This window comes from Mitsuaria sp. RG, assembly GCF_028369275.1.
In the GTDB taxonomy this organism is placed as follows: Bacteria; Pseudomonadota; Gammaproteobacteria; order Pseudomonadales; family Pseudomonadaceae; genus Aquipseudomonas; species Aquipseudomonas peradeniyensis.
Genome location: NZ_JAQMYQ010000030.1, coordinates 33,408 through 58,675 on the forward strand (window position 1 = coordinate 33,408; position 25,268 = coordinate 58,675).

General features: G+C 64.1%; 25 protein-coding genes and 1 tRNA gene. 13 read left to right on the forward strand and 13 right to left on the reverse strand.

Going from position 1 to position 25,268, the window contains the following annotated elements; translation table 11 throughout:
• Positions 1 to 51: 51 nt before the first annotated feature.
• On the reverse strand, positions 52 to 417 hold the full coding sequence (locus POF53_RS17230) for a 5-carboxymethyl-2-hydroxymuconate Delta-isomerase (RefSeq protein ID WP_232857189.1): 366 nt from the start codon (positions 415 to 417) through the stop codon (positions 52 to 54).
• 116 nt (positions 418 to 533) lie between these two features.
• Between POF53_RS17230 and POF53_RS17235 the strand changes: the two genes are divergently transcribed.
• Complete coding sequence (locus POF53_RS17235; RefSeq protein WP_081100331.1) at positions 534 to 773, forward strand: HP1242/YdcH family protein; 240 nt, start codon at positions 534 to 536, stop codon at positions 771 to 773.
• 121 nt (positions 774 to 894) lie between these two features.
• On the opposite strand, the gene POF53_RS17240 is transcribed toward POF53_RS17235, so the two are convergent.
• Positions 895 to 2,064 carry a trans-sulfuration enzyme family protein gene (locus POF53_RS17240; RefSeq protein WP_498968675.1) on the reverse strand — a complete coding sequence of 390 codons (1,170 nt, stop codon included), beginning with the start codon at positions 2,062 to 2,064 and terminating at the stop codon, positions 895 to 897.
• Between the two features lie 164 nt (positions 2,065 to 2,228).
• Here POF53_RS17240 and POF53_RS17245 point away from each other — a divergent pair, with 164 nt between their 5' ends.
• The gene (locus tag POF53_RS17245) at positions 2,229 to 2,687 is read left to right on the forward strand and encodes an Lrp/AsnC family transcriptional regulator (RefSeq protein ID WP_203651322.1); all 459 of its coding nucleotides are present in this window, start codon (positions 2,229 to 2,231) and stop codon (positions 2,685 to 2,687) included.
• Between the two features lie 134 nt (positions 2,688 to 2,821).
• Here the strand turns inward: POF53_RS17245 and POF53_RS17250 are convergent, their stop codons facing one another.
• The gene (locus tag POF53_RS17250; protein WP_232857188.1) at positions 2,822 to 5,152 is read right to left on the reverse strand and encodes an FdhF/YdeP family oxidoreductase; all 2,331 of its coding nucleotides are present in this window, start codon (positions 5,150 to 5,152) and stop codon (positions 2,822 to 2,824) included.
• A 255-nt stretch (positions 5,153 to 5,407) separates the two neighbouring features.
• Between POF53_RS17250 and moaA the strand changes: the two genes are divergently transcribed.
• Both moaA and POF53_RS17260 read left to right on the forward strand, forming a co-directional pair.
• Positions 5,408 to 6,412, forward strand: a complete 1,005-nt coding sequence (gene moaA / locus POF53_RS17255; protein ID WP_232857187.1) for a GTP 3',8-cyclase MoaA — start codon at positions 5,408 to 5,410, stop codon at positions 6,410 to 6,412.
• Positions 6,413 to 6,433: 21 nt separating this feature from the next.
• On the forward strand, positions 6,434 to 7,333 hold the full coding sequence (locus POF53_RS17260; protein WP_498968678.1) for a bestrophin family protein: 900 nt from the start codon (positions 6,434 to 6,436) through the stop codon (positions 7,331 to 7,333).
• Positions 7,334 to 7,446: 113 nt separating this feature from the next.
• Here the strand turns inward: POF53_RS17260 and moaB are convergent, their stop codons facing one another.
• Entirely contained in the window at positions 7,447 to 7,986 is a 540-nt protein-coding gene (gene moaB, locus POF53_RS17265; RefSeq protein ID WP_498968680.1) for a molybdenum cofactor biosynthesis protein B, read from the reverse strand.
• A 201-nt stretch (positions 7,987 to 8,187) separates the two neighbouring features.
• Here moaB and POF53_RS17270 point away from each other — a divergent pair, with 201 nt between their 5' ends.
• The gene (locus tag POF53_RS17270; protein WP_234560246.1) at positions 8,188 to 9,075 is read left to right on the forward strand and encodes a LysR family transcriptional regulator; all 888 of its coding nucleotides are present in this window, start codon (positions 8,188 to 8,190) and stop codon (positions 9,073 to 9,075) included.
• Here the strand turns inward: POF53_RS17270 and POF53_RS17275 are convergent, their stop codons facing one another.
• Entirely contained in the window at positions 9,076 to 9,924 is an 849-nt protein-coding gene (locus tag POF53_RS17275) for a tail fiber protein (protein WP_050704303.1), read from the reverse strand.
• A gap of 104 nt (positions 9,925 to 10,028) precedes the next feature.
• A complete protein-coding gene (locus POF53_RS17280) occupies positions 10,029 to 10,799 on the reverse strand; it encodes an AraC family transcriptional regulator (RefSeq protein ID WP_232857185.1) in 771 nt (256 codons plus the stop codon).
• A gap of 378 nt (positions 10,800 to 11,177) precedes the next feature.
• Here POF53_RS17280 and POF53_RS17285 point away from each other — a divergent pair, with 378 nt between their 5' ends.
• The 5 genes from POF53_RS17285 (at position 11,178) to POF53_RS17305 (ending at position 17,798) form a co-directional block, all read left to right on the forward strand.
• On the forward strand, positions 11,178 to 12,794 hold the full coding sequence (locus POF53_RS17285) for an APC family permease (protein WP_498968683.1): 1,617 nt from the start codon (positions 11,178 to 11,180) through the stop codon (positions 12,792 to 12,794).
• Positions 12,795 to 12,906: 112 nt separating this feature from the next.
• Positions 12,907 to 13,833 carry a 4-hydroxyproline epimerase gene (locus POF53_RS17290; protein WP_254464622.1) on the forward strand — a complete coding sequence of 309 codons (927 nt, stop codon included), beginning with the start codon at positions 12,907 to 12,909 and terminating at the stop codon, positions 13,831 to 13,833.
• A gap of 40 nt (positions 13,834 to 13,873) precedes the next feature.
• Positions 13,874 to 14,821 carry a dihydrodipicolinate synthase family protein gene (locus tag POF53_RS17295; RefSeq protein ID WP_498968685.1) on the forward strand — a complete coding sequence of 316 codons (948 nt, stop codon included), beginning with the start codon at positions 13,874 to 13,876 and terminating at the stop codon, positions 14,819 to 14,821.
• Positions 14,822 to 14,978: 157 nt separating this feature from the next.
• On the forward strand, positions 14,979 to 16,556 hold the full coding sequence (locus tag POF53_RS17300; RefSeq protein ID WP_498968687.1) for an aldehyde dehydrogenase (NADP(+)): 1,578 nt from the start codon (positions 14,979 to 14,981) through the stop codon (positions 16,554 to 16,556).
• Positions 16,557 to 16,559: 3 nt separating this feature from the next.
• Entirely contained in the window at positions 16,560 to 17,798 is a 1,239-nt protein-coding gene (locus POF53_RS17305; RefSeq protein WP_232857178.1) for an NAD(P)/FAD-dependent oxidoreductase, read from the forward strand.
• Positions 17,799 to 17,917: 119 nt separating this feature from the next.
• On the opposite strand, the gene POF53_RS17310 is transcribed toward POF53_RS17305, so the two are convergent.
• Complete coding sequence (locus POF53_RS17310) at positions 17,918 to 19,009, reverse strand: NADH:flavin oxidoreductase/NADH oxidase (protein ID WP_232857177.1); 1,092 nt, start codon at positions 19,007 to 19,009, stop codon at positions 17,918 to 17,920.
• Between the two features lie 88 nt (positions 19,010 to 19,097).
• On the opposite strand from POF53_RS17310, the gene POF53_RS17315 reads away from it, so the two are divergent.
• A complete protein-coding gene (locus POF53_RS17315; RefSeq protein ID WP_050704295.1) occupies positions 19,098 to 19,397 on the forward strand; it encodes an ArsR/SmtB family transcription factor in 300 nt (99 codons plus the stop codon).
• A gap of 267 nt (positions 19,398 to 19,664) precedes the next feature.
• Here the strand turns inward: POF53_RS17315 and mqo are convergent, their stop codons facing one another.
• Together mqo and POF53_RS17325 are read right to left on the reverse strand one after the other, a co-directional pair.
• The gene (gene mqo, locus POF53_RS17320) at positions 19,665 to 21,302 is read right to left on the reverse strand and encodes a malate dehydrogenase (quinone) (RefSeq protein ID WP_198744485.1); all 1,638 of its coding nucleotides are present in this window, start codon (positions 21,300 to 21,302) and stop codon (positions 19,665 to 19,667) included.
• Positions 21,303 to 21,629: 327 nt separating this feature from the next.
• Positions 21,630 to 21,821, reverse strand: a complete 192-nt coding sequence (locus POF53_RS17325) for a DUF4223 family protein (protein WP_023630554.1) — start codon at positions 21,819 to 21,821, stop codon at positions 21,630 to 21,632.
• Positions 21,822 to 22,294: 473 nt separating this feature from the next.
• On the opposite strand from POF53_RS17325, the gene POF53_RS17330 reads away from it, so the two are divergent.
• Complete coding sequence (locus POF53_RS17330) at positions 22,295 to 22,531, forward strand: helix-turn-helix domain-containing transcriptional regulator (protein WP_498968691.1); 237 nt, start codon at positions 22,295 to 22,297, stop codon at positions 22,529 to 22,531.
• A 190-nt stretch (positions 22,532 to 22,721) separates the two neighbouring features.
• Here the strand turns inward: POF53_RS17330 and POF53_RS17335 are convergent, their stop codons facing one another.
• Entirely contained in the window at positions 22,722 to 22,964 is a 243-nt protein-coding gene (locus tag POF53_RS17335; protein WP_186715498.1) for a hypothetical protein, read from the reverse strand.
• A gap of 11 nt (positions 22,965 to 22,975) precedes the next feature.
• Entirely contained in the window at positions 22,976 to 23,455 is a 480-nt protein-coding gene (locus tag POF53_RS17340) for a hypothetical protein (protein WP_186715496.1), read from the reverse strand.
• A 440-nt stretch (positions 23,456 to 23,895) separates the two neighbouring features.
• Here POF53_RS17340 and POF53_RS17345 point away from each other — a divergent pair, with 440 nt between their 5' ends.
• Positions 23,896 to 24,249: a hypothetical protein gene (locus tag POF53_RS17345; RefSeq protein WP_498968694.1), complete on the forward strand. Its 354-nt coding sequence runs from the start codon at positions 23,896 to 23,898 to the stop codon at positions 24,247 to 24,249.
• A 104-nt stretch (positions 24,250 to 24,353) separates the two neighbouring features.
• On the opposite strand, the gene POF53_RS17350 is transcribed toward POF53_RS17345, so the two are convergent.
• Together POF53_RS17350 and purC are read right to left on the reverse strand one after the other, a co-directional pair.
• A tRNA-Ser gene (locus POF53_RS17350) sits at positions 24,354 to 24,443 on the reverse strand.
• A gap of 91 nt (positions 24,444 to 24,534) precedes the next feature.
• Positions 24,535 to 25,245: a phosphoribosylaminoimidazolesuccinocarboxamide synthase gene (gene purC, locus POF53_RS17355; RefSeq protein ID WP_016392503.1), complete on the reverse strand. Its 711-nt coding sequence runs from the start codon at positions 25,243 to 25,245 to the stop codon at positions 24,535 to 24,537.
• Between the last annotated feature and the right edge of the window lie 23 nt (positions 25,246 to 25,268).

The window sequence follows — 25,268 nt, forward strand, 5'->3', positions numbered from 1 at the left end:
TTAGTATGCCGACGTCTTTCATCCATTAAACAACTTTCATTCAGCTGCCATTCAGCCAGGCAGGCGAAGCTTGGCGTACGGCTCGCGATCGATATCCAGGACCTCCACGCACAGCTGGATGTCCAGGCCGGCCTGGCCGGGGATCGCCTCGCGCAGCACCTCGAGCAGGCTGTTGGACAATTGCTGCTTCACTTGCGGCGTGCGCCCGTTGAGGATCGCCAGGCGTACATGGGCGAAGGCCCGCTCGCCCGGCGCGGTACCGACCCGGTATTGGGCGAAGGCCTGGGCACGGCTCTTGATGTCCAGCTCTTCGGCAAACTGGCCGCTGCCGACCAGGGCGTGGTTCAGGCGCAGCAGCAGCACGTCGACATTGAGCTCGCGCAGGTTGTCGCTGTATTCCAGGTTCAGGTGAGGCATGGCGCAGGTTCCGGTTACGCAGGGATGGGCGACAGCCTAACCCAGTCCCGCAATGCGGCAAAGGCGACTATCCTCTTGGTTCAGGTTCGCTTACCAACCCTGAGAGAGGTGGAGAAATGCCAGTTCCGCACAATCTATTTGAAGACCTTGGCGTAAAGGAAGATGACTTCAATGCGCTTGCGAAGGAAAACCACAAACTCGCAGAGCTGAAGAAACGCTACACCGAGAAGGATCATGACATTGAGAACGTTGAAAAAACCGGCCTCACTACGGATGACAACCTCAATCGACTTCGAAAAGAACGCGCTCTGATCAAGGAAGAGATCGAACGGATCGTCCATCCGCCCAAATCCTGACTGAACCAGAACATTTGCCGGCCTCTTCGCGGGTAAACCCGCTCCCACAGGGCCACCACCCACATTGAAATCAGTACTGTACCTGTGGGAGCGGGTTTACCCGCGAATGGGCCGGCAGCCATCACACGGAAGCTGAAGCCTTCAGCGCCGCGTCCAGGTCCTCGATCAGGTCCCGGTAATCCTCGATCCCGATCGACAACCGCACCAGGTTCTCGCTGATCCCCATCACGCCCTTCTGCTCCGGGCTCAGGGAGTTGTGCGACATGCTCCAGGAGTGGTTGATCATGCTCTCCACCCCACCCAGCGAATCGGCCAGGACAAAGATCGACAGCGCCTCAACCAGGCGGTTGACCGCGGCCCGATCCCCCTTGATGCGCAGCGCCACCACCGCACCGCCGGTGCGCATCTGGCGCTTGCTCAACTCATGCTGCGGGTGGCTTTCCAGCCCCGGGTAGTAGACCTGCTCGACCTGCGGATGCTGTTCGAGGAACTGCGCCACGCGCAGGGCGTTGGCGCTCTGGCGCTCCATGCGCACGTCGAGGGTCTTCAGCCCGCGCAGCGCCAGGTAGCAGTCGAACGGCCCCTGGATCGCGCCGACCGCCATGCTGATCTTGCGCAAACGGCCCAGCAGTTCGTGATTGGCCGCCACCACCACGCCACCGGTCAGGTCGGAGTGGCCGCCGATGTACTTGCTCGCCGAATGCATCACCAGGTCCACGCCCAGGGTGATCGGCTGCTGGTTCCAGGGCGAGCAGAAGGTGTTGTCGATGCAGGTCATCACCCCACGGGCGCGGGCCAGGTCGCAGACCGCCTTGATGTCCACCAGGTGCAGCAGCGGGTTGGTCGGCGACTCGATCCAGATCAGTTGGGTGTCCGGACGGATCGCCGCGGCCACGGCCTCGACGTCGTTGAGGTCGACATAGGTGGTGGTCAGGCCCGAGGTGCGCCCGCGGTAGTCTTCCAGCAGGCGGAAGGTGCCGCCGTAGACACCGTTCATCACCACCACGTGGGCGTCCTTGGACAGCAGCTCGAGCACCGTGGCGGTGGCGCTGACGCCCGAGGCGCAGGCGACCGCGCCGACGCCCTCCTCCAGTGCGGCCACGCAGGTCTCGTAGGCGTGCCGGGTCGGGTTGCTGACACGGCTGTAGGCGTATTCGGGGTTGTCGTCCAGGCCGCGCTTGATGAACGAGCTGGAAGTGACGATGGCCGGGAAGATGGCGTTGTCGGCGACGCTGGACTGCTCACCGGCGTGGATGGTGCGGGTGGCGAAATTGCGCGGTTTGTCGGACATGGTCGGGTCCATTGACTGAGGATGGAAAACCGCCACTATCTCATATCCGCAAGGCCCGGGCGCCAACAGAACGTTGCTGTCGAAGAACCAGCCGAAAGGCTTTCAACGTTCGCCTCGTACGGCTAACCTTGGAAAACTTTCCCTCAAACCTGCCAGATGACGCCATGGACAATTTCGACCAGCACATCCTCACCCTGCTCCAACGTGATGCGTCGCTGTCCCTCAAGGACCTGGCCGAGGCGGTCAACCTGTCTACCACGCCGTGCTGGAAGCGGGTCAAGCGCCTGGAAGAGGAAGGCTACATCCGCGGCCGCGTCGCCCTGCTCGACCCCGAGCGCCTGGGCCTGGGCCTGACGGTGTTCGTCCAGCTCAAGACCCAGCGCCACGACAGCGCCTGGCTGGCGCAGTTCGCCGCCACGGTGACGGCATTCGAGGAGGTGATGGAGGTGTACCGCATGTCCGGTGACTGGGACTACATGCTGCGGGTGGTGGTGGGCGACATCGCCGCTTACGACCGCTTCTACAAGAAGCTGATTACCAGCACCGACGGGCTGTCGAACATCACCTCCAGCTTTGCCATGGAGCAGATGAAGTACACCACGGCGTATCCGGTACGTCGCTGAAAGTGCAACAGCGCGCCCCTCTTCTGTAGGAGCGGCCTTGTGCCGCGAAAGGGGCGCGCAGCGCCCCCGGGTTTTCGGCATCATGTGAGATTGTCGGGGCTGCTACGCAGCCCTTTCGCGGCACAAGGCCGCTCCTACACCTCCGTGGTGATCGCCTCGATCCGGTTCCCGGCCCTGGCCTTCTCCAGCTTGATCGCCACGAACTTCGAGGTCGGCGTATAGGTCCCCTCGCCATAACTCTCCAGCGGCACCAGCGGGTTGGTCTCCGGATAGTAGGCCGCCGCCTGGCCTTGCGGCACGTCATAGGCCACCAGGCGGAACCCCGAGACCCGCCGCTCGCGACCATCCTCCCAGAGCGACACCAGGTCCACCTGCTCGCCCGGCTCGAAGCCCAGCCGGCGGATGTCCGCCTCATTGACGAACACCACCTCGCGCAGGCCGAACACCCCACGGTAGCGGTCGTCCAGCCCGTACAACGTGGTGTTGTACTGGTCGTGGGAACGCAGGGTCTGCAGAATCAGGTCGGGTTTGTCGCCACGGGCCAGCACCTGGGCGTTGACCAACTGCTCGGGCAGCACGTTCGCGGTGAACCGCGCCTTGCCGGTGGCGGTGCGGAAATTACGGTCCGCAGCATTGTTGCCCAGGTGGAAGCCACCCGGATGCTGCAGGCGCTCGTTGAATTCGCTGAAGCCCGGGATGACGTCGGCGATCATGCTGCGGATGCGAGCGTAGTCGGCAATCGCGTAGTCCCAGTCAATCGGCTTGCTGCCCAAGGTGGCCTTGGCCATGCCGGCGACGATGGCCGGCTCCGAGCGCAGGAGCGGCGAGCGCGGTTTCAGCTGGCCATGGGAGATATGCACCATGCTGAAGGTGTCTTCCACGGTGACGCCTTGCGGCCCTTCGGCCTGGATGTCGATCTCGGTGCGGCCCAGGCACGGCAGGATCAACGCATCACGCCCAGTCACCAGGTGCGAGCGGTTGAGCTTGGTGGAAATCTGCACGGTCAGTTCGCAGTTGCGCAGCGCCGCGTGGGTACGCGGAGTGTCCGGAGTCGCCTGGGCGAAGTTGCCGCCCAGGGCAATGAACACCTTGGCCCGTCTCTCCTCCATGGCCTGGATCGCCAGCACCGCATTGTGGCCATGCTCGCGAGGTACCTTGAACTGGAAGCGTTTCTCGAGTGCATCGAGCAGCGCCGCCTTGGGCTTCTCGTCGATACCCATGGTGCGGTCGCCCTGCACGTTGCTGTGGCCACGCACCGGCGACAGGCCGGCACCTGGCTTGCCGACGTTGCCGCGCAACAGCTGCAGGTTGACGATTTCCTGCACGGTCGGCACCGAATGGCGGTGCTGGGTCACGCCCATGGCCCAGCACATGATCACCCGCTCGGCCTTGCGGTACATGCGCGCGGCCAGCTCGATCTCGGCCTTGCTCAGGCCAGACTGCTCGATGATGTGTTCCCACGGCGTGGTATCAACCAGCGTCAGGTAATCCTCGACACCGCTGGTGTGCTCGGCAATGAATGCGTGATCGAACACGGGTGGCTCATCGTTCAACTGCGCCTCGCGCTCCCACTGCAGGAGGAACTTGGCGATCCCGCGCATGGCCGCCATGTCGCCGCCCAGTGCTGGACGGAAGTAGGCGGTGTTGGTCGGTTCGGAGCCGTTGCTGAGCATCTCGAACGGGTGCTGCGGGTGCTGGAAGCGCTCCAGGCCCCGCTCCTTGAGCGGGTTGAAGCAGACCACCTGGGCGCCGCGCTTGACCGCCTCGCGCAGCGGTTCGAGCATGCGCGGGTGGTTGGTGCCAGGGTTCTGGCCGATGACGAAGATCGCATCGGCCAGCTCCAGGTCATGGAACACCACGGTGCCCTTGCCCACGCCGAGGGTTTCGGCCATGCCGACGCCACTGGCCTCGTGGCACATGTTCGAGCAGTCGGGGAAGTTGTTGGTGCCATAGGCGCGCACGAACAACTGGTAGAGGAACGCCGCCTCGTTGCTGGCCCGACCCGAGGTGTAGAACTCGGCCTGGTCCGGCGACTCGAGGCCGTTGAGGTGCCGGGCGATCAGGGCGAACGCCTCGTCCCAGCTGGTTTCGACGTAATGATCGGTGGCCGCGTCGTAGCGCATCGGGTGGGTGATCCGCCCTTGGTATTCGAGCCAGTAGTCGGTCTGCTCGAGCAAGGCGCTGACGCTGTAGCGGGCGAAGAACGCCGGATCCACCGAGCGACCGGTGGCCTCCCAGTTGACCGCCTTGGCGCCGTTCTCGCAGAACTTGACCATGTCACTTTCCGGCGACTCGCCCCAGGCACAGCCCGGGCAGTCGAAACCGCCGTTCTGGTTGGTCTTGAGCATGGCCCGCAGGTTCTTGAAGGCGTTCTCGCTGCCCAGCCAGCTCTTGGTCACGCTTTTGAGCGCGCCCCAGCCGGCGGCCGGCCCCTTGTAGTCCCTGATGTGTTCGTCCTGGCTCATGCTGCGCTTCTCCGCACGGTGTTTTTTCCAGCCTAAGAAGCCGCTCCCAGTGCGTCCAATCGAAATAAATGACAGCGTGATAAACCGTCTCGATCACCCGGTATAGCCCTTGAGCTCCGTGGCCTGCAGCCGTGATAGACGAGACTGATCGAACGGTCGGGGAAAGCAATTTGACGTCACTGGGCGCAGGTTATAGCTTGAACCTTGTCTGCGGCCTTTCGCCGCCCCCAGCCACTGCACAGGTCGAGCGCGAACGTGGAAAAGAACCCCCAGGCCCTGATCGACGGTTTCAACCGCAAAGTCGATTACCTGCGGATGTCGGTCACCGACCGCTGCGATTTTCGTTGCGTCTATTGCATGGCCGAAGACATGCAGTTCCTGCCGCGCCAGCAGATTCTCAGCCTCGAGGAGCTGTACCTGGTCGCCGAGCGCTTCGTCGCCCTGGGCACCCGCAAGATCCGCCTGACCGGTGGCGAGCCCTTGGTGCGCCAGGGCATCGTCGGGCTGTGTGAGCGCATCGCCGCCCTGCCCGGCCTGCGCGAACTGTGCCTGACCAGCAATGGCTCGCAGCTCGGCCGCCTGGCCCAGCCGCTGTTCGATGCCGGCGTCTCGCGCCTGAACATCAGCCTCGACAGCCTTGACCCCGAGCGCTTTCGTGCCCTGACCCGCACTGGCGACCTCAAGCAGGTGATCGCGGGGATCGATGCCGCGCGCGCCGCGGGCTTTCGCCGCACCAAGCTCAACGCGGTGGTGCTCAAGGGCCGCAACGACCACGAAATCGTCGACTTGGTGCGCTTCGCCATCGACCGCGAGCTGGACATCTCCTTTATCGAAGAAATGCCTCTGGGCGTCATCAGCGAGCACGAGCGCGGCGAGTCCTTCTGCTCCAGCGACGACGTGCGCGCCCGCCTGGCCGAGCACTTCACCCTGGTCGAGTCAGCCGAATCCTCCCAGGGCCCGGCGCGCTACTGGCGCCTGGCCGAAGCCCCCGATACCCGGGTCGGCTTCATCTCGCCGCACAGCCACAACTTCTGCGCCACCTGCAACCGCGTGCGCCTGACCGTCGAAGGCCGCCTGCTGCTGTGCCTGGGCAACGAGCACTCGGTGGACCTCAAGCAGGTCCTGCGCCAACACCCCGGCGACAGCGCCCGCCTGGAGAAGGCCTTGCGCGACGCCATGCAGCTCAAGCCCTACCGCCACCACTTCGAAGTGGGCGGCGAGGTGCAGATCCTGCGCTTCATGAACATGACCGGCGGCTGATCGGCCGCCTCTGGAACCGTCTTGATCGTCCACTCACGCCCCGACATGCTGCGCGTGCTGTTCACCCTCAAGGGCTCGATTGTCCAGCGTATCGCCTTGCGCTGCCTGGCGGTGACCTTGCTGGCTGCGCTGATCGTGCTGGTCGAGCGGCACTACCCGGCGCTGTTCTACCCGGTCAGCGCCACGCCCTTCACCCTGCTGGGGCTGTCGCTGTCGATCTTCATGAGCTTTCGCAACAACGCCTGCTACGACCGCTGGTGGGAGGGCCGCAAGGCCTGGGGACGGATGATCATCGAGGTGCGCTCGTTCGTGCGCGAAAGCGTGGCGATCGAGGACCAGCAGCTGCGCGCGCAGATGCTGCGCGGCCTGTGTGGGTTCGCCCATGCCCTCAATGCCCGGCTGCGCAACGAAGACGAACTGCCCTTGGCGCGCACCTGGCTGGCCGAGGACGCGCCGATCACCGCGCACAACGTGTGCGACGGTATCCTGCGCGATATCGGTGCCCAGTGCTCACGGTTGGCGAAGGACGGCGCGATCAGCGAGTTCCGCTACACCCTCCTGGAGCAGCGCCTAGCCGGCCTGTCGGATGTGCAGGCCACCTGCGAGCGAATCAAGGGCACGCCGCTGCCGTTCCCCTACACCCTGCTGCTGCACCGCACCATCTACATCTTTTGCCTGCTGCTGCCGTTTGCCCTGGCAGAACCCCTGGGCTGGCTGGCACCGCTGTTCACCACCATCGTCAGCTACACGTTCTTCGGCCTGGATGCGATCGGCAACGAGCTGGAGGACCCGTTCGGCCGGGACGAGAACGATCTGCCGACCGATGCGCTGGTGCGCACCGTCGAACGCGATGTCCTGGCGGCGTTGGGGCATGAGCCGCTGCCACCGGCGTTGGTGCCGGTGGATCATGTGTTGAGTTGAAGTCTCATCGCGGGGCAAGTCGCATCGGCGCACCGCCGCTCCCACGCCAGCCTGTGTGTGCTGATATGAGATCAGCGTGGGAGCGGGCTTGCCCCGCGATGGGGTTCCTGAGGTCAACCGCGGCTTTCGCAGACCCCGATTGGTTTGAGGTGCGCGACAAAGTTGCAAGGCCGGTGCCGTGCATCCAGCTGCTCGGCCAGGATACCTTCCCAGGCCGTGCGACAGGCGCCGGTCGAACCCGGCAGGCAGCACACCAGGGTGCCGTTGGCCATGCCTGCCAAGGCCCGGCTCTGCACGGTCGAGGTGCCGATATCGAGGATCGACAGTGCACGGAACAGCTCGCCGAACCCATCGATGCGCTTGTCCAGCAGGCAGTCCACTGCCTCCGGCGTGCTGTCGCGCCCGGTAAAACCGGTGCCGCCAGTGATCAGCACCACCTGCACCTGGTCGTCGGCGATCCAGGTGGCGACCTGGGCGCGGATCTTGTACAGGTCGTCCTTGAGCAGCTCCCGCGCCACCAGGCGGTGGCCCACGCCGACGGCGCGGCTGGCCAGCAGCTCGCCGGAGGTGTCGGTGTCGTAGGTGCGGGTGTCGCTGACGGTCAGCACCGCGATGTTCAGCGGTACGAACACCGCGTCCGGTTTCACGCTCATGGCCTTTGCTCCAGGATTGGCTTCGCGGCCACGTTAGAGACAAGCCCCGGCAGCGTCCAATCGATAGGGCGTACCGGGTGATCGACGATTTCTATCGCCGATCTCGGCCCCGCTACCGGGTCGGTGAAATGTTCATCAAGGATTAGCCAGGTGCTTCACTCTTGGTTAAGGTCTACCCACCCCGCAACCCCAGGCCGCACCATGGACATCAAACAGCTCAAGTTCCTCATCGCCCTCGACCAGACCCGCCACTTCGGCCAGGCCGCGGCGCTGTGCCACATTACCCAGCCGACCCTGTCCATGCGCCTGCGCAACCTCGAGGACGAACTGGACCTGGTGCTGGTCAAGCGCGGCCAGCGCTTCGAAGGTTTCACCGAAGCCGGCGAGCGCATCCTGGCCTGGGCCCGCACCCTGCTCGCCGCCCATGACGGCCTGCAGGCCGAGGCCGCCAGCTGCCGCGGCCAGGTGGTCGGCAGCCTGCGCCTGGGCACCGTGCCGCTGGCCAGCTTCAACCCCATGCAACTGCTGATGCCGCTGCGCGAGAAGTACCCCGAGCTGCACTTCCAGCTGTCGTCGCTGAGCTCCGAGCAGGTGATCGACGGCCTGAGCCGCAACCAGCTCGACCTGGGCATCTGCTACCTCGACCAGGTCAACACCAGCTTCTTCGAAGTGATCGAGCTGAGCACCACCACCATGGGCCTGCTGCACGACACCCGGCACTTCCAGTTCGAGGCCGATAGCCTGCGCTGGGAAGACCTCGGCGAGCTGCCGCTGGGCCTGCTGAGCAAGGGCATGCACTACCGCCAGTCCCTCGACCTGAGCTTGCGCAGCCGGGGCCTTGCGCCCAATGCCGTGCTCGAGAGCGACTCGACTTTCCAGCTGATCCAGGCGATCAACACCGGCGTGTGCTGCGCGATCATGCCGCTGGACTGCGGCCTGGAAGACCTCAGCAAGCACATGCGCATCATCCCGGTGCAGGAAGCCAGCATCCACAGCCCGGTCGGCCTGCTGCTGCGCCGCAGCGAGCCGCGCTCGGCCATCGCCGAGCAGTGTTTCGACGAGGCGCGTGCCCTGTTCAGCAGCAAGTGATCAGCACTTGATCAATGCGAGCATGGCCATGTTGCGTGGGCGGGTGATCCCGGAGTAACCACGGTCACCGAACAGACCTGGCAATGCATAGTTGACCCGCGCATCGACCCCACCCAGCGAAATGGTCGAATACTCGTCGGTGGAGTAGGCATCGACGCCCATCGCGACTTGCGAAGCGGGACCTGTGTTCTGCGTGGTGGATGCACTCCAGACGCCGTTGGCTATGTTCTCGGTGGTGTCGTAAGGGTAGAGGCTGCCCTTCTGCCAGGAGCCGAACGCCCGGCCTTGGTCTACCCCACGGCCGTCATCGAAGCCACGGATGAACTCACCGCGCAGGTCAGGCAGACCGAAGGTCGTGACACCATCGCCAGCGCCATAGGTGGTGCCGATGGCGGCGAACAATGCGCCATGCTCGGCGCGAGACACCAATGCCCCATCGGCCTTCAGCCAGCCCACCGGCGCCTCGTTGGCTGCGGAGAACTTGATGTCACCAGGCGCGGCTCCGGAGAATCCGATGATCTGGCCAAGCGTCACGGCATGCTGGCTATGCGTGGCATTGGCCACCTGCTGGGCACCACCCTCGCAGTTCAGCAGGATCCAGCACAGGGCCCCCTGGTTGAGCAGTGGACCGAGGTAGGAAACCAGCGTCACATTGCCGCCAGCGACAATCTCGTTGCCTTGCAACAGCTGGCCACCGAGGCCGTAGATCGGCGCGGCTGCCAGACCATCGGGAGCATAGGACGCATCCGCTACGTTGGTGCTGGTCGCACGAAAGTACTGAACGACACCATCGGTAGTGGGTAGCGCTGCAAAAGGCAGGGAATTCTTGGCGGTGTAAGCGGTTGTCATCGTGAACATCCTGTATCGATTGAGTTTATGCACGCTACTGAGTAGCGTTGAAACCCAATATATGCATAAAAGCATAATAAATCAATGCATTTATGCATCGACCTTTAATTCGTTGCCATCCGGTACTGCCGCGGGGTGAACCCGGTCAGTTGCCTGAACTGCCGGCTGAAGGCGCTGTGGTCGGTGTAGCCGCAGCGCAGGGCCACCTCGATGATCGGCAGGTCGCTGTGCAGCAACTGGTGCGCATGCTCCAGGCGGGCCTTGTGGATCATCTGCCGGGGAGTGAGGTGGAACACCCGCTTGCAGTAGCGTTCCAGCTGCGCCACCGAGATCCCGGCGATGCGGGTCAGCTCGCCCATGCTGATCGGCTGGTGGAAATGCGCGCGGATATGCGCATCCACCGCCGCCAGGCGCTGGTAGGCGGGGTGGGTGTCGGCGGCTGACTGCAGGTCGACGGAAATGCCCACCAGGCCGATGATCGTCCCCGCCGGATCGTACAGCGGACGCTTGTGGGTCAGGCACCAGCCCGGTTCGCGGCTGCCGTACAGGTGCAACTCCAGCTGGTCCTCCAGCACCAGGCCCTGCTCCAGCACCCGTCGATCCTGCTCGGTGTAGCCGGGGCCCAGGCGCGCCGGGAACACCTCGGCGCTGGTCTTGCCCAGCAGCGGTTGCAGGTGCTTCAGACCGCAGCGCTGGACCAGTGTGCGGTTGGCCAGGACGTAGCGGGCCTGGTCGTCCTTGATGAAGATCGCCGCATTGGCGATCACGTCGAGCATGGGCAGCAGCCAGACCACACCGGTGAGCAGGGCCTCGAGGGATTCGGGGCGGTGCTGGTCGAGGGTCTGGTACAGGGTTGCCAGTGAGTCGTGTGACATTCAATCAGGTCTCCGGTGGCAGGGCCGGCCTCTTCGCGGGGCAAGCCCGCTCCTACAGGGATCGCGCCGATCTTGAAGCAAGCGCAATACCTGTAGGAGCGGGCTTGCCCCGCGAAGAGGCCGGTATTGCCACTGCATCTCTCCAGCCCTTGCCGGCTATGCAATCCAGCCTATCCAGCCACCGCCCCAGCTCGCCAGTCTTTTCTTCGACTATGCCGATTTCGTCACCCACCTTGCAGAAAACCATCAAGAACCCCGGCCCCGATCGGTCCACTCTATGCCCCACGCAAGCCGCCCCATGACCTACAAGAACGCGGCGCATGCCGCCGCATCGTGACATCAGACCTGCCTATCCAAAACCTACAAAAAGGCGCAACCATGTCAGGCAAATTCAAGAAACAGCTGTCCCTGCTGGACCTCACCTTCATCGGCCTGGGCGCCATCTTCGGCTCCGGCTGGCTGTTCGCCGCCAGCCACGTCTCGGCCATCGCCGGCCCGGCCGGCATCCTCTCCTGGTTCCTCGGCGGCTTTGCGGTGCTGCTGCTGGGCATCGTCTACTGCGAGCTCGGCGCCGCCCTGCCACGGGCCGGCGGCGTGGTGCGCTACCCGGTGTATTCCCACGGCCCGCTGCTGGGCTACCTGATGGGTTTCATTACCCTGATCGCCTTCTCCAGCCTGATCGCCATCGAGGTGGTCGCCTCGCGCCAGTACGCCGCAGCCTGGTTCCCGGCCTTGACCAAGACCGGCTCCAGCGACCCTACGGTGCTCGGCTGGTTGGTGCAGTTCGCCCTGCTCGGATTGTTCTTCCTGCTCAACTACCGCAGCGTGAAGACCTTCGCCAAGGCCAACAACCTGGTCAGCGTGTTCAAGTTCATCGTGCCGCTGCTGGTGATCGGCGTGCTGTTCACCTTCTTCAAACCGGAGAACTTCGAGGTCCAGGGTTTCGCGCCGTTCGGCCTGTCCGGCGTTGAGATGGCGGTGTCGGCCGGCGGCATCATCTTCGCCTACCTGGGGCTTACGCCGATCATCTCGGTGGCCAGCGAGGTGAAGAACCCGCAGCGCACCATCCCTATCGCGCTGATTCTCTCGGTGCTGCTGTCCACCGCGATCTATGCCCTGCTGCAACTGGCGTTCCTCGGCAGCGTGCCGACCGAGATGATTGCCAACGGCTGGGCCGGAGTGACCAAGGAGCTGGCCCTGCCCTACCGTGACATCGCCCTGGCCCTGGGCGTCGGCTGGCTGGCCTACCTGGTGGTGGCTGACGCGGTGATCTCGCCCAGCGGCTGCGGCAACATCTATATGAATGCCACCCCACGGGTAATCTATGGCTGGGCGCAGACCGGCACCTTCTTCAAGTACTTCACCCGCATCGACGAGCAGTCCGGCATTCCGCGCCCGGCGCTGTGGCTGACCTTCGGCCTGGCGGTGTTCTGGACCCTACCGTTCCCGTCCTGGGAAGCGCTGATCAACGTGGTGTCCGCCGCCCTGGTGCTGAGCTACGCGGTGGCCCCGGTGTCGGTCGCCGCCTTGCGCCGCAACGCCCCGGACATGTCCCGGCCGTTCCGGGTCAAGGGCATGGGCGTGCTCGGCCCGCTGTCGTTCATCATCGCCGCGCTGATCGTCTACTGGTCGGGCTGGAACACCGTGTCCTGGCTGCTGGCGCTGCAGATCGTGATGTTCGTGCTGTACCTGCTGTGCCGCCGCTTCGTCCCCACCGAACACCTGTCGCTGGGCCAACAGGTGCGCTCGTCGGCCTGGCTGATCGGCTTCTACGCCGTGACCATTTTCCTGTCCTGGCTGGGCAGCTTCGGCGGCCTGGGTGTGATCGGCCATCCGCTGGACACCGTGATCGTCGCCGCCAGTGCCCTGGGCATCTACTACTGGGGCGCGGCCACCGGCGTGCCGGCCCGGCTGGTGCGGCTCGATGGCGAGGATGAAAGCGAAGCGGGTACCGAAGCCAATCGCGGGCACGAGCCGGCTGCACTGGCCTCCTGAGAACTGACGGGAACTCGTGGGAGCGGGCTTGCCCCGCGATTCAGGGCAAGCGGCCTCATCGCGGGGCAAGCCCGCTCCCATGATTGCCCCACACTTTGGAACGAACTGACCTATGAAAGAGATTCACGTCATCGACTCCCACACCGGCGGCGAACCGACCCGCCTGGTGATGAAAGGCTTTCCGACCCTGCACGGCCGCAGCATGGCCGAACAGCGTGACGAACTGCGCGAGCTGCACGACCACTGGCGCCGCGCCTGCCTGCTGGAGCCTCGCGGCAACGATGTGCTGGTGGGCGCGCTGTACTGCCCGCCAATCTCTGCGGATGCCACCTGCGGGGTGATTTTCTTCAACAACGCCGGCTACCTGAGCATGTGCGGCCACGGCACCATCGGCCTGGTCGCCTCGCTGCACCACCTGGGCCTGATCGAACCGGGGGTGCACAAGATCGACACGCCGGTCGGCCAGGTCAGCGCCACCCTGCATGACGACGGCGCCGTCACCGTCGGCAACGTACCATCCTACCGCTACCGCCGGCAGGTGGCGGTGGACGTGCCGGGCCATGGCCTGGTGCGTGGCGACATCGCCTGGGGCGGCAACTGGTTCTTCCTGGTTTCCGACCACGGCCAGCGCATCGAACTGGACAACCGCGAAGCCCTCACCGACTACACCTGGGCCCTGCTCAAGGCCCTCGAGGCCCAGGGCATCACCGGTGAACACGGTGCCCCGATCGACCATGTCGAGCTGTTCGCCGACGACGCCAACGCCGACAGCCGCAACTTCGTCATGTGCCCCGGCAAGGCCTACGACCGCTCGCCCTGCGGCACCGGCACAAGCGCCAAGCTGGCGTGCCTGGCCGCCGACGGCAAGCTCGCCGAAGGCCAGCCCTGGGTCCAGGCCAGCATCACCGGCAGCCAGTTCCACGGCCGCTACGAGCGCGACGGCGAACGCATTCGCCCGTTCATCACCGGCCGCGCCCACATGACCGCCGACAGCACCCTGCTGATCGACGAGCAGGATCCGTTCGCCTGGGGCATCTGACCCCTTCATTTCCCACTGAATACCGCCAGGAGTGACAACAATGACCGACAACATCTTCACCGGCACCATGCCCGCCCTGATGACCCCCTGCACCGCCGCGCGCAAGCCGGACTTCGACGCCCTGGTGCGCAAGGGCCGCGAACTGATCGACGCCGGCATGAGCGCGGTGGTGTACTGCGGCTCGATGGGCGACTGGCCGCTGCTGACCGAGGCCGAGCGCCAGGAGGGCGTGGCGCGCCTGGTGGCCGCCGGCATCCCGACCATCGTCGGCACCGGCGCGGTGAACACCCGTGAAGCGGTGTCCCACGCTGCCCACGCCGCCAAGGTCGGCGCCGCCGGCCTGATGGTCATCCCCCGGGTGCTGTCCCGCGGCGCCTCGCTGACCGCCCAGCAGCATCACTTCTCGGCCATTCTCGGCGCCGCGCCGAAGCTGCCGGCGGTGATCTACAACAGCCCCTACTACGGTTTCGCCACCCGCGCCGACCTGTTCTTCGCCCTGCGTCGCGAGTACCCCAACCTGATCGGTTTCAAGGAGTTCGGCGGCGCCGCCGACCTGCGCTATGCCGCCGAACACATCACCTCCCAGGACGATGACGTGACCCTGATGGTCGGCGTCGACACGCAAGTGGTGCATGGTTTCGTCAACTGCAACGCCACCGGCGCCATCACCGGCATCGGCAACGCGCTGCCGCGCGAAGTGCTGCAACTGGTCAGCTTGAGCAAGCGCGCCGCCAAGGGTGATGCCAAGGCCCGACGCCAGGCCCGGGAGCTGGAATCGGCGCTGGCGGTGCTGTCGTCGTTCGATGAAGGCTGCGACCTGGTGCTGTACTACAAGCACCTGATGGTGCTCAACGGCGACACCGAGTACCGCCTGCACTTCAACGAAACCGACGCCCTCACCGACGCCCAGCGCCACTACGCCGAACAGCAGTACGCGCTGTTCCGCACCTGGTACGCCAGCTGGTCGGCCGAGCAGAACCAGGCTTGATATCGAGGACAGCCCGCCCCCCCTGTGGGAGCGGGTTCACCCGCGAACACCGGCAAGGCCGGTGCCATGCACCGAGTTGCTTGTTTCGCGGGTAAACCCGCTCCCACAGGGCTGCGGTACGCCCTTGAGTCTGAATTTAATTCCAAAGGATGTCCTCATGCCCCTCACCGGCAACCTGCTAATCGGCCAACGCTCCGTGGTCGGCACCGAAGCACCGATCCGCGCCATCGATCCGGCCAGCAACCAGGCCCTAGAACCCGCCTACGTCGGCGCCAGCGCCGAGCAGGTAACCCAGGCCTGCACCCTGGCCTGGGCAGCCTTCGATGCCTACCGCGAAACCACCCTCGAACAACGTGCCCACTTTCTCGACACCATCGCCGAGCAGATCGAAGCCCTGGGCGATGCCCTGATCGACCGCGCCAATGCCGAAACCGGCCTGCCCAAGGCTCGACTGCTGGGCGAGCGCGGCCGCACCTGCGCGCAACTGCGCACTTTCGCTTGCGTGGTACGGGCCGGTGAATGGCTGGATGTACGGGTGGACAACGCCCTGCCCGAGCGCCAGCCACTGCCACGCCCCGACCTGCGCCAACGACAGGTTGCCCTGGGCCCGGTGGCGGTGTTCGGCGCCAGCAATTTCCCGCTGGCCTTCTCGGTGGCCGGCGGCGACACCGCCTCGGCACTGGCCGCCGGTTGTCCGGTGGTGGTCAAGGCTCATGGCGCGCACCCCGGCACCAGCGAACTGGTAGGCCAGGCCGTGGCTCGGGCGGTCGCGCAGTGCGAGCTGCCCGAAGGCGTGTTCTCACTGCTGTACGGCGCCGGCCGTGAGGCCGGTATCGGTCTGGTCAGCGACCCGCGCATCAAGGCCGTCGGCTTCACCGGCTCGCGCAGCGGCGGCCTCGCCTTGTGCCAGGCCGCCCAGGCACGTCCGGAGCCAATCCCCGTCTATGCCGAAATGAGCTCGATCAACCCGGTGTTCCTCTTCGAAGCCGCCCTGCAAGCCCGAGCGGAACCTCTGGCGCAAGCCTTCGTCGCTTCACTGACCCAAGGCGCCGGCCAGTTCTGTACCAACCCCGGGCTGCTGATCGCCCGTCAGGGGCCGGCCCTCGAACGCTTCATCAATGCTGCCGCCGAGCATGTCCGGCAAACTGCGGCGCAGACCATGCTCACACCCGGCATTGCCAGCGCCTATGCCAATGGCGTCGCCGCACTGGCTGAGAACCGCAATGCCCGACAGATCGCCAGCGGTCAGCCCCATCAAGGCCCGAACCAATGCCAGGCGCACCTGTTCGTTACCTCGGCCCAGGCGTTTCTCGCCGACCCGGCACTGCAGGCCGAAGTATTCGGCTCCGCCTCGCTGCTGGTCGCTTGCGACAGCGATGAACAGGTCCGCCAAGTCGCCGAACACCTGGAAGGGCAGCTGACCGCCACCCTGCACCTGGACGCCGCCGACCTCGACTGCGCCCGCCAGCTGCTGCCTACCCTCGAACGCAAGACCGGGCGGATTCTGGTCAACGGCTGGCCGACCGGGGTCGAGGTGTGCGACGCGATGGTCCACGGCGGCCCGTTCCCGGCCACCTCCGACACCCGCGGCACCTCGGTAGGCACTGCGGCGATCCTGCGTTTCCTGCGCCCGGTGTGCTACCAGGACTTCCCCGATGCTCTGCTGCCCGATGCGCTGCAACAGGGCAACCCGCTGCACCTGCGCCGCTTGCTCGATGGCCGGCGGGAAGGCTGAATCATGACCGCCACTGACACGGATATCGCCGTGGTCGGCGCCGGCATTGTCGGCGTCGCCTGCGCCCTGCAGCTGGCCCGCCAGGGCCGCCGGGTGCTGCTGATCGATCGCCAGGCGCCAGGCCACGGCGCTTCGTTTGGCAATGCCGGGCACCTGGCCACCGAGCAGGTGTTTCCCATCGCCGACCTGTCGCTTCTCAAGCGCCTGCCGGCCATGCTGCTGGACCCGATGGGCCCGCTGCGCCTGGACTGGAAGTACCTGCCACGGGCCCTGCCCTGGTTCACCCGCCTGCTGCTCAACCTGCGACCGGCGCCATTCCAGCGCAGCGTGGCGGGCCTTCGTGCGCTGAATGAAAGCAGCCTCGGCGCCTGGCAACGGCTGCTTGCATCCATCGACCGCAGCCACCTGCTCAAGGAAGACGGTTCGCTGCTGGTGTTCGAACGCCACGAATCGCGCCAGGCGCTCGCGGCATTGCGCGCCCGCCTGCAGGCACAGGCCGTGCCCGTGGACCTGTGGTCGGCCGAGGCGGTAAGCGAAGCGGCGCCGCAGTTGAGTCCGTCGATCCTGGGCGGCCTGTTCTTCCCGCGCACCGGTCACTTCCTCGACCCCTATCAGGTGGTCTGCGACCTGTTCAGCGCCGCCAGGGCCAGCGGCGTGCGCTTCCTGCATGCCGAGGTCGATGGCGGCCGGGTGCATGGCCAGGGCATCACCCTTGCCAGCGACCAGGGCACCCTCGAGGCCCGCCAGGTGTTGATCAGTGCCGGGGCACATTCGGCCAGGCTCACGGCCGCCCTGACCGGTCGGCAGGTACCGCTGGATACCGAGCGCGGCTACCACCTGATGCTGCCGGCGGAACACCAGCGCCTACCATTCGCCGTCACCTCGCTGGAGCGCAAGTTCATCATGACGCCCATGGCCGACGGCCTGCGCCTGGCCGGCACGGTGGAATTCGCCGGGCTCGAGGCGCCGCCGAGCATGCAGCGGGCATGGCAACTGCATCGGTTGAGCAAGGGCTTGTTCCGGCGTGAGCTGGATGCCGAGGGGGCAACGCCGTGGATGGGGTTCCGGCCTTCGTTGCCGGATTCGCTGCCGGTGATCGACCGGGTGGCCGATGGCAAGGTGCTGCTGGCGTTCGGGCATCAGCACCTGGGGTTGACCCAGGCGGCGGTGACGGCGGAGTGGGTGGGGCGGTTGGATGGGGGGGGCGAGGTGGAACAGGCATACCGGTTGGATCGGTTCTGAGATTGCCGGGGGGCGCTTTGCGCCCCTTTCGCGGCACAAGGCCGCTCCTACAGGGGGATGCGTTCCGTGTAGGAGCGGCCTTGTGCCGCGAAAGGGCCGCAGAGCGGCCCCATGCGATATCAGCGATAACGCTCCAACCAATGCGCATAAGGCGCCGGCAGCGTCCACGCCGCCTTGTCCACGCCCAGGGCCTTGGCTGCAGCATACGGCCAGTGCGGGTCGGCCAGGTGCGCACGCCCCACCGACACCAGGTCGAGCTGGTTGGCCTGCAACGCGCCCTCGGCCAGCTCCGGCGTGCCAAAGCCCCAGGCCGAGGTCACCGGCAGCTTCGCCTCGCGGCGCACCCGCTCGGCGATCGGCCCCAGGAATGCCGGGCCCCATGGGATGTTGGTCTGGGGAATGGTGAAGCCGACACTGACGCTCAGCAGATCGAGGCCGCCGGCCTTGAAGCGACGGGCCAGTTCAACGGACTCCTGCAGGGTCTGCTCGTCACGGCCATCGTATTCCACCACGCCAAAGCGAGCGGTCAGCGGCAGGTTCTCCGGCCACACTTCACGTACCGCAGCGAGGGTTTCCAGCAGGAAACGCGTACGGTTGTCGAAGCTGCCCCCATAGGCGTCGGTACGCTGGTTGGAGTGCTCGGAGAAGAAACTCTGGCCCAGGTAGCCATGGGCGAAGTGCAGTTCGATCCACTCGAAGCCAGCATCGCGGGCACGGCGCGCGGCATCGACGAAGTCCTGCTTGACCCGGGCGATATCGTCCAGGGTCATGGCCTTGGGCACTTTCGGCAGGTGGCCGCCAAAGGCGATGGCGGACGGGGCGATGGTGTCCCAGCCACGGGCATCGTCGGCGGCGATATGGTCGTCACCTTCCCAGGGGCGATTGGCACTGGCCTTGCGGCCGGCGTGGGCAATCTGGATGCCTGGCACGGAACCGGCAGCCTTGATCGCCTTGACCACCGGCACGAAGGCCTGGGCCTGGGCGTCGTTCCAGATGCCGGCGCAGCCGGGGGTGATGCGCCCTTCCGGGGACACCGCGGTGGCCTCGACCACCACCAGGCCGGCGCCACCACGGGCCAAGCTCGCGTAATGCACCTGGTGCCAGTCATTGATCAGGCCATTCTCGGCCATGTACTGGCACATCGGCGGAATGGCAATGCGGTTGCGCAGGGTGACATCTTTGAGGGTATAGGGTTCGAACAAGGCGGCCATGAGGTAACTCCAGGGACGGGGTTGGATACGATTGTTCGATCATATTCGAACTATGGCAATTTGTGAAACCCCCGTTATCATGTCGTCCATGCGAGCCTATACCCACCCCAACCCCGAAGACCTGACGCTGGAGCGCCTGCTCTACGCCCTGAGCGACCCTGTGCGCATGGAAATCGTCCGTCGCCTGGCCGGCGTCGCCGAAGCCAGCTGCGGCGAGCTGGACGGCGGCCGGCCCAAGTCGAGCATGTCCCATCACTTTCGCGTATTGCGCGATTCCGGGCTGGTGCACACCCGCAATGTCGGCACCACGCATATGAACTCGCTGCGCAGCGAAGAACTCGAAAGCCGCTTTCCGGGGTTGCTGGGCAGTATTCTCGAGCAGCGTTGAGGTGCACCCGGCCACGCCAACCTCAAGCCTTGCGCAATCCCTGTAGGAGCGGCCTTGTGCCGCGAAAGGGCCGCATTGCGACCCCGGCGATCGTTGCTCAACGCCGAGATGCTGGGGCCGCTTCGCAGCCCTTTCGCGGCACAAGGCCGCTCCTACAGGGGTAGGCGTCAATCCCTTGCCCGATTCTCAGGCATAAAAAAACCACGAGGCCGCCGGTGGCGACGCTCGTGGTGGGTGTTGCCGGGCAAGTCCGGCAACCGTCTGGCCTTACAGCGCCATGTCGTTCGCAGGCTTGCTCTCGACCGGTGCGGCTGGCGCCACGCTGGTCTTGACGCTCTGGTCGATCACCGGCGGCTTCTCCAGCTGCAGGACTTCGGCGGTGTAGTCCCACTCTTTCTGGGTGGCGGCGGCCGAATCGTTCAGCTTGGTACCGTAGCTCGGGACGATCTCCTTGATCTTGGCCTGCCACTCAGGGGTAGCGACCTTCTCCTTGAACACGGTTTCCAGCACGTTGAGCATGATCGGCGCGGCGGTCGAGGCACCTGGCGAGGCGCCCAGCAGGCCGGCGATGGTGCGGTCTTCGGAAGCCACGACCTCGGTGCCCAGCTTCAGCACGCCGCCCTTGTCGGCATCACGCTTGATGATCTGCACGCGCTGACCGGCCTGCCACAGTTTCCAGTCTTCCTTCTTGGCGTTCGGGAAGTAGGTCTGCAGGGCGGCGAAACGGTCGTCGTCGGACTGCATCAGCTGGCCGGCGAGGTACTCGACCAGCGGGTACTGATCGATGCCGACACGGGCCATCGGCCAGACGTTGTGGGTGGTGGTGCTGCTCAGCAGGTCCAGGTACGAGCCGTTCTTCAGGAACTTGGTCGAGAAGGTGGCGAATGGCCCGAACAGGATCACGCGCTTGCCGTCCAGCACGCGGGTGTCCAGGTGCGGAACCGACATGGGTGGCGCGCCGGTCGAGGCGATGCCGTAGGCCTTGGCCATGTGCTGCATGGCAACGGTCGGGTTCTCGGTCACCAGGAACGAGCCGCCCACCGGGAAGCCTGCGTATTCCTTGGCTTCCGGGATGCCCGACTTCTGCAGTAGCTTCAGCGCGCCGCCGCCGGCACCGATGAACAGGAACTTGGCGTCGGTGGCGTGCTCGGTGCCATCCTTCAGGTTCTTGTACTCGACGTGCCAGGAGCCGTCTTCGTTGCGGGTGATGTCCTGCACTTCGCTGGACAGCTTCAGGTCGAAGTTCTCTTTGGTCTTCAGGTGACCAACGAACTGACGGGTGATCTCACCGAAGTTGACGTCGGTGCCGATCGGGCTCCAGGTCACGGCCAGCTTCTGGCTTGGATCGCGGCCTTCCATCATCAGCGGGACCCACTTGGCGATCTGCGCGTGGTCTTCCGAGTACTGCATCGAACGGAACAGCGGGCTGGCCTGCAGGGCGTCGTAGCGCTGCTTCAGGAACTTGATGTTGTCATCGCCCCAGACGAAGCTCATGTGCGGGGTGGTGTTGATGAACGAGTGCGGGTTCTTCAGCACGCCCTGGCGTACCTGCCAGGACCAGAACTGGCGGGAGATCTGGAACGACTCGTTGATCTCGATGGCCTTGGTGATGTTGACCTTGCCATCTTTGTCCATCGGGGTGTAGTTCAGCTCGGCCAGCGCGGAGTGGCCAGTACCGGCGTTGTTCCAGCCGTTGGAGCTTTCTTCGGCGACGCCGTCCATGCGCTCGACCATTTCCATCGACCAGCTCGGTTCCAGCTCGTTGAGCCAGACCGCCAGGGTGGAACTCATGATGCCGCCGCCAACCAGCAGCACGTCGACTTTCTTGGTGTCTTCGGCGTGCGCTTGCATGAAGCTCGCCGCGACTGCCAGACCCAGCAAGGTCTTGCCAGCTTTCTTGAACATTGATCGATTCCAGTCAGTAGAACGGAGGGTGGGCCTGTGGCTGGCCCAGGTATTCCATGTTCTTCAGCGCAGGCTTGTTGTGATCATTGTTCAGCAGCCAGAGAGACATTGGACGCGCCAGCCTTTGGTCGGATTGACCGACAAGGCTGAAACGATTTACGGATTGTAACCGAATTGCCAGCACAAACAAACGCGCGCCGGGGCGTCAAGACGACAGGTTGCCACGCGACAAGCCACCGCGCCCCGGAAAACAAAAACCCCCGGCCACATCCATGGTCGGGGGTCTTGGATCAGGCCGTGAACGACCCGATCAGGGTATTTCCAAGATTACTGCTGCTGAGGCAGTTTATCGATCGGGCCGCAGCCGCCGATGATCTTGGAGATGGAAACCGATGGGTGGAACAGATAGTCGTACGAGCAGTTCTTAGGCTGGTTGTAGACCTGGCCGGTGCAGCCGGACAGCAGGGCAACGCCCGAAACGACAGCAACAGCGACAGTAGCTTTGATCAGCTTTTTCATAAAAATCCTTTAGTCCATGATCCACCATCAAACTGATGGCGCGCGGATCATACGGGAAAAGGGGGTGTGAGCGAAAGGCGTTAGTACAGATGCACTAGTTAACGGGGTTCAACTAACAAGTTGTCGGCACGGCAACTAAGTGCAATGAACTACTTGCTAAAACGTTACAGGTTGGCGTAGTTCACACAGATTGCCCTTACCGGAAATAGCTTGATTCCCTGGGACTGATGCCTATCCCGACTGAAAAGCATGGACTTCCCTCTGCCCGTAGTCCTTTTCCGAGTCGGATGTCCCCTTCCTTCAAAGCATTGCAACCGCCCGAATCGCTCTCTAGCCTCAGGGCGACACGGCTTTGAAGCGAAGCTTAGTGCCGCCAGGCTTGACGCTTGGTCCAATCACCTTCCCACACCGGGCAGATCAAGACATCACGCGTGCGGAAGACATTCTCGATGCGCACTGCGAGGTAAAAGAAGATGAGTAGAAAAGCCGATTCTAGCGTTATGCCAATCCTTGACCTGGAACTGAGCAACACCACCCGCTTCGAGGCCTCCCGCTTCCTCGACCACCCCAAAACAATTGCCGCTTTCCTGGCAGAAGCCATGCAGAGCAATGATGCCCAGGCGCTGACACAGGCCATCGGCGAAGTCGCCAAGACCATCGATGCGAATCAGCTTACCCAAGATGCAAGCGGCAACCGCGAGTCGCTCTAGGAGCAACCCTTTTAAGGTGTTGATAATTGGCGTTCGGCTTGGACTTGCCGGGGCTGCTTTGCAGCCCTTTCGCGACACCTTGCGTCGCGATGCGCCGCGCGGGCGGCGCTCGATCTGATAGGCGCTGCAACGCTAACGTCGAACATCTTGAAAAACCTCAACCAAGATACCGGCAAGGATCTTTATCGTATCAACCAACTTGCTCGAATCGCCGCCGCCTCACGAACAGGCCCACGCCCACCCCCGTGGCAAGCACCGACAGCAATCCCAGGTCCAACCCGAAGGAACGGGCCTGGCTGACAACGATGCAACCAACGACACCGACCACCGCCAGCGCCACCCCGAGCCACTTGCGCAGCGAGTAAGGCCTGAGAAACCGATCCAACAGGCCGTAAAGCACCAGGGCGATGACCGCATAGGTAATTTCGGACACAGGCGTCTCCCTCAGGTCTTGATGATCAGGGTCGAGGTGGTGTGCTGCGGCCCGATGCCGCCATTGACCTGCGCCTCGATGCTGACCAGTACATCGCCGGCATGGTAGGTGGGCAGGATGTCATTGGCATAGGCACGCACCCCAGCGCCCACCGGCACGCCAACATAGGGCGATGCTACAGAACTCGCGGCGGCGGCGAACGCCGAGGCGGCAAGGTTGGCGACCTTGGTGCGCTGGGCATTGAGAGTATCGCCCTGCTGGCGGGTCAAAGGCTTGGAGATACCGATCTTCATCACGCAGGGCAGCCCCTTGGCCAGCATCCTGTCGTAGGTCTCGACGACCTTGCTGTTGACCTCGTAATGGGCGCTTCTCGCCTCACCGAAATGCAGCTCGCGCAGGCGTCCGCGCTCACTGTCGGTCAGGGTGATCTGCGAGACGTTGAAGACGATCCCGTGATTGCCCATGTATTGAAAAGTCCCTTCGAACTTCATTGCACGCATCCTTTCGAGGCAAAGGGTGCGATTCTCTACAAGGCGCGGCAGGTACGCAAACGGTGGCATTTGGCTATGCCAGCCTGCTGCCCTGTTGCGAGTAGTCCATTTCCGAATCGCGCATCCAGGCCCGCCGAAGCATTGCCGCTGACCAGGTAGCGCTCTAGTCTCTCCTCATCGCGGCCTCATCGACAGCACTATCAAGAACATTGCAGATGCCCCACAAGCCGTATGGATGATGCCCGAAAGCATCGAAGACCATGGAGGAGCAGAGCGTGGTGCCTCAGGCGCTATTCGAAGCGGAGGGCTAGATGCCTCATAACGATATGCCAGACAGGCAGCTGCAGGAGCCCTGGGCCAACTATTTTCAACGGCTCTATGCAGCAGGCATGAGCCTGGGTAGACATGACTCGCCAGTAAAAAGGATGGGTACCGCAACCATGAATGACCTGCCCCGTGACGAACTCAACGCCAAGCTCGAGACCATCGAGATCAAGATGGACGCTCGGGTAGAAGCCATCGCGTCGAAAATCGATGGTTTTCTCGTTGCCCAGAGTGAGCGCGACAAGCGCTTGGACGACTCGATCGCAGGTGTGCGCCGCGACATCGATCGATTGGGAAGTCTGAAGCTGAATATCTGGGGAGCCATGCTTACCGCTGTTGCGCTGGGTGTAACGGTGGCGGCTCTGAGCGTGACGTTCTATCAAACAGGTAAAGGCGACATCGCTATCCCGCCCCTGTCGTCACTCGCGATAGAGGCCCCCGGCTCAGCTCACATCGCTGCCGACGAGTAAAGGCAAACCGCTCCATCTGCCCTAAAACTGCCCTCATGCGCCCCCCTGAAACGACGAAGCCCCCGAAAACTCAACGTTTTCGGGGGCTTCGACTACTTCGCGTATGGCGGAGAGATAGGGATTTGAACCCTAGGTACTGTTGCCAGTACAACGGATTTCGAATCCGTCCCGTTCGACCACTCCGGCATCTCTCCAATGGCGCGCATCATACCAGCGATTTCGTTTCTGGCAAACCTTTTTTGAAAAAAATTCGCGTGGTATCAGGCGCTTGCGTGAAAACGCCGCTTACAGCGGCACGCCCAGGCGTTTGGCAACTTCTTCGTAGGCTTCGATCACGTCGCCCAGGCCCTGGCGGAAGCGGTCCTTGTCCATCTTCTTGCGGGTCTCTTTGTCCCACAGGCGGCAGCCGTCCGGGCTGAATTCGTCGCCCAGGACGATCTGGCCGTGGAACACGCCGAACTCCAGCTTGAAGTCGACCAGCAGCAGGCCTGCGTCGTCGAACAGCTTGCTCAGCACTTCGTTGACCTTCAACGACAGCTTCTTCATCTCGACCAGTTGCTCGGCGGTGCCCCAGCCGAAAGCGACAACGTGGGATTCGTTGATGAAGGGGTCACCCTTCTCGTCGTTCTTCAGGAACAGCTCGAAGGTGGAAGGCTCCAGCTTGATGCCCTCCTCCACGCCCAGGCGCTTGACCAGGCTGCCGGCGGCGTAGTTGCGTACCACGCACTCGACCGGGATCATGTCGAGCTTCTTCACCAGGCACTCGTTGTCGCCCAGCAGCTTGTCGAACTGGGTCGGCACGCCAGCTTCTTCGAGCTTCTGCATGATGAAGGCATTGAACTTGTTGTTCACCATGCCCTTGCGGTCGAGTTGTTCGATGCGCTTGCCGTCGAACGCCGAGGTGTCGTTACGGAACAGCAGGATCAAGCGGTCGGCGTCGTCGGTCTGGTAAACCGATTTGGCCTTGCCGCGGTAGAGTTCGTCGCGTTTTTCCATGATGGGCTCCGCTTGCTTGAGTG

Coding starts and splice junctions, on each gene's coding strand:
- POF53_RS17245 (WP_203651322.1), top strand. CDS start 2,229: ATGGACAATTTCGACCAGCACATCCTCACCCTGCTCCAACGTGATGCG.
- purC (WP_016392503.1), bottom strand. CDS start 25,245: ATGGAAAAACGCGACGAACTCTACCGCGGCAAGGCCAAATCGGTTTAC.
- POF53_RS17285 (WP_498968683.1), top strand. CDS start 11,178: ATGTCAGGCAAATTCAAGAAACAGCTGTCCCTGCTGGACCTCACCTTC.
- POF53_RS17270 (WP_234560246.1), top strand. CDS start 8,188: ATGGACATCAAACAGCTCAAGTTCCTCATCGCCCTCGACCAGACCCGC.
- POF53_RS17305 (WP_232857178.1), top strand. CDS start 16,560: ATGACCGCCACTGACACGGATATCGCCGTGGTCGGCGCCGGCATTGTC.
- POF53_RS17240 (WP_498968675.1), bottom strand. CDS start 2,064: ATGTCCGACAAACCGCGCAATTTCGCCACCCGCACCATCCACGCCGGT.
- POF53_RS17295 (WP_498968685.1), top strand. CDS start 13,874: ATGACCGACAACATCTTCACCGGCACCATGCCCGCCCTGATGACCCCC.
- POF53_RS17345 (WP_498968694.1), top strand. CDS start 23,896: ATGAATGACCTGCCCCGTGACGAACTCAACGCCAAGCTCGAGACCATC.
- POF53_RS17290 (WP_254464622.1), top strand. CDS start 12,907: ATGAAAGAGATTCACGTCATCGACTCCCACACCGGCGGCGAACCGACC.
- POF53_RS17330 (WP_498968691.1), top strand. CDS start 22,295: ATGAGTAGAAAAGCCGATTCTAGCGTTATGCCAATCCTTGACCTGGAA.
- POF53_RS17250 (WP_232857188.1), bottom strand. CDS start 5,152: ATGAGCCAGGACGAACACATCAGGGACTACAAGGGGCCGGCCGCCGGC.
- moaB (WP_498968680.1), bottom strand. CDS start 7,986: ATGAGCGTGAAACCGGACGCGGTGTTCGTACCGCTGAACATCGCGGTG.
- POF53_RS17230 (WP_232857189.1), bottom strand. CDS start 417: ATGCCTCACCTGAACCTGGAATACAGCGACAACCTGCGCGAGCTCAAT.
- POF53_RS17235 (WP_081100331.1), top strand. CDS start 534: ATGCCAGTTCCGCACAATCTATTTGAAGACCTTGGCGTAAAGGAAGAT.
- POF53_RS17325 (WP_023630554.1), bottom strand. CDS start 21,821: ATGAAAAAGCTGATCAAAGCTACTGTCGCTGTTGCTGTCGTTTCGGGC.
- POF53_RS17300 (WP_498968687.1), top strand. CDS start 14,979: ATGCCCCTCACCGGCAACCTGCTAATCGGCCAACGCTCCGTGGTCGGC.
- POF53_RS17275 (WP_050704303.1), bottom strand. CDS start 9,924: ATGACAACCGCTTACACCGCCAAGAATTCCCTGCCTTTTGCAGCGCTA.
- POF53_RS17340 (WP_186715496.1), bottom strand. CDS start 23,455: ATGAAGTTCGAAGGGACTTTTCAATACATGGGCAATCACGGGATCGTC.
- mqo (WP_198744485.1), bottom strand. CDS start 21,302: ATGTTCAAGAAAGCTGGCAAGACCTTGCTGGGTCTGGCAGTCGCGGCG.
- POF53_RS17310 (WP_232857177.1), bottom strand. CDS start 19,009: ATGGCCGCCTTGTTCGAACCCTATACCCTCAAAGATGTCACCCTGCGC.
- POF53_RS17280 (WP_232857185.1), bottom strand. CDS start 10,799: ATGTCACACGACTCACTGGCAACCCTGTACCAGACCCTCGACCAGCAC.
- POF53_RS17315 (WP_050704295.1), top strand. CDS start 19,098: ATGCGAGCCTATACCCACCCCAACCCCGAAGACCTGACGCTGGAGCGC.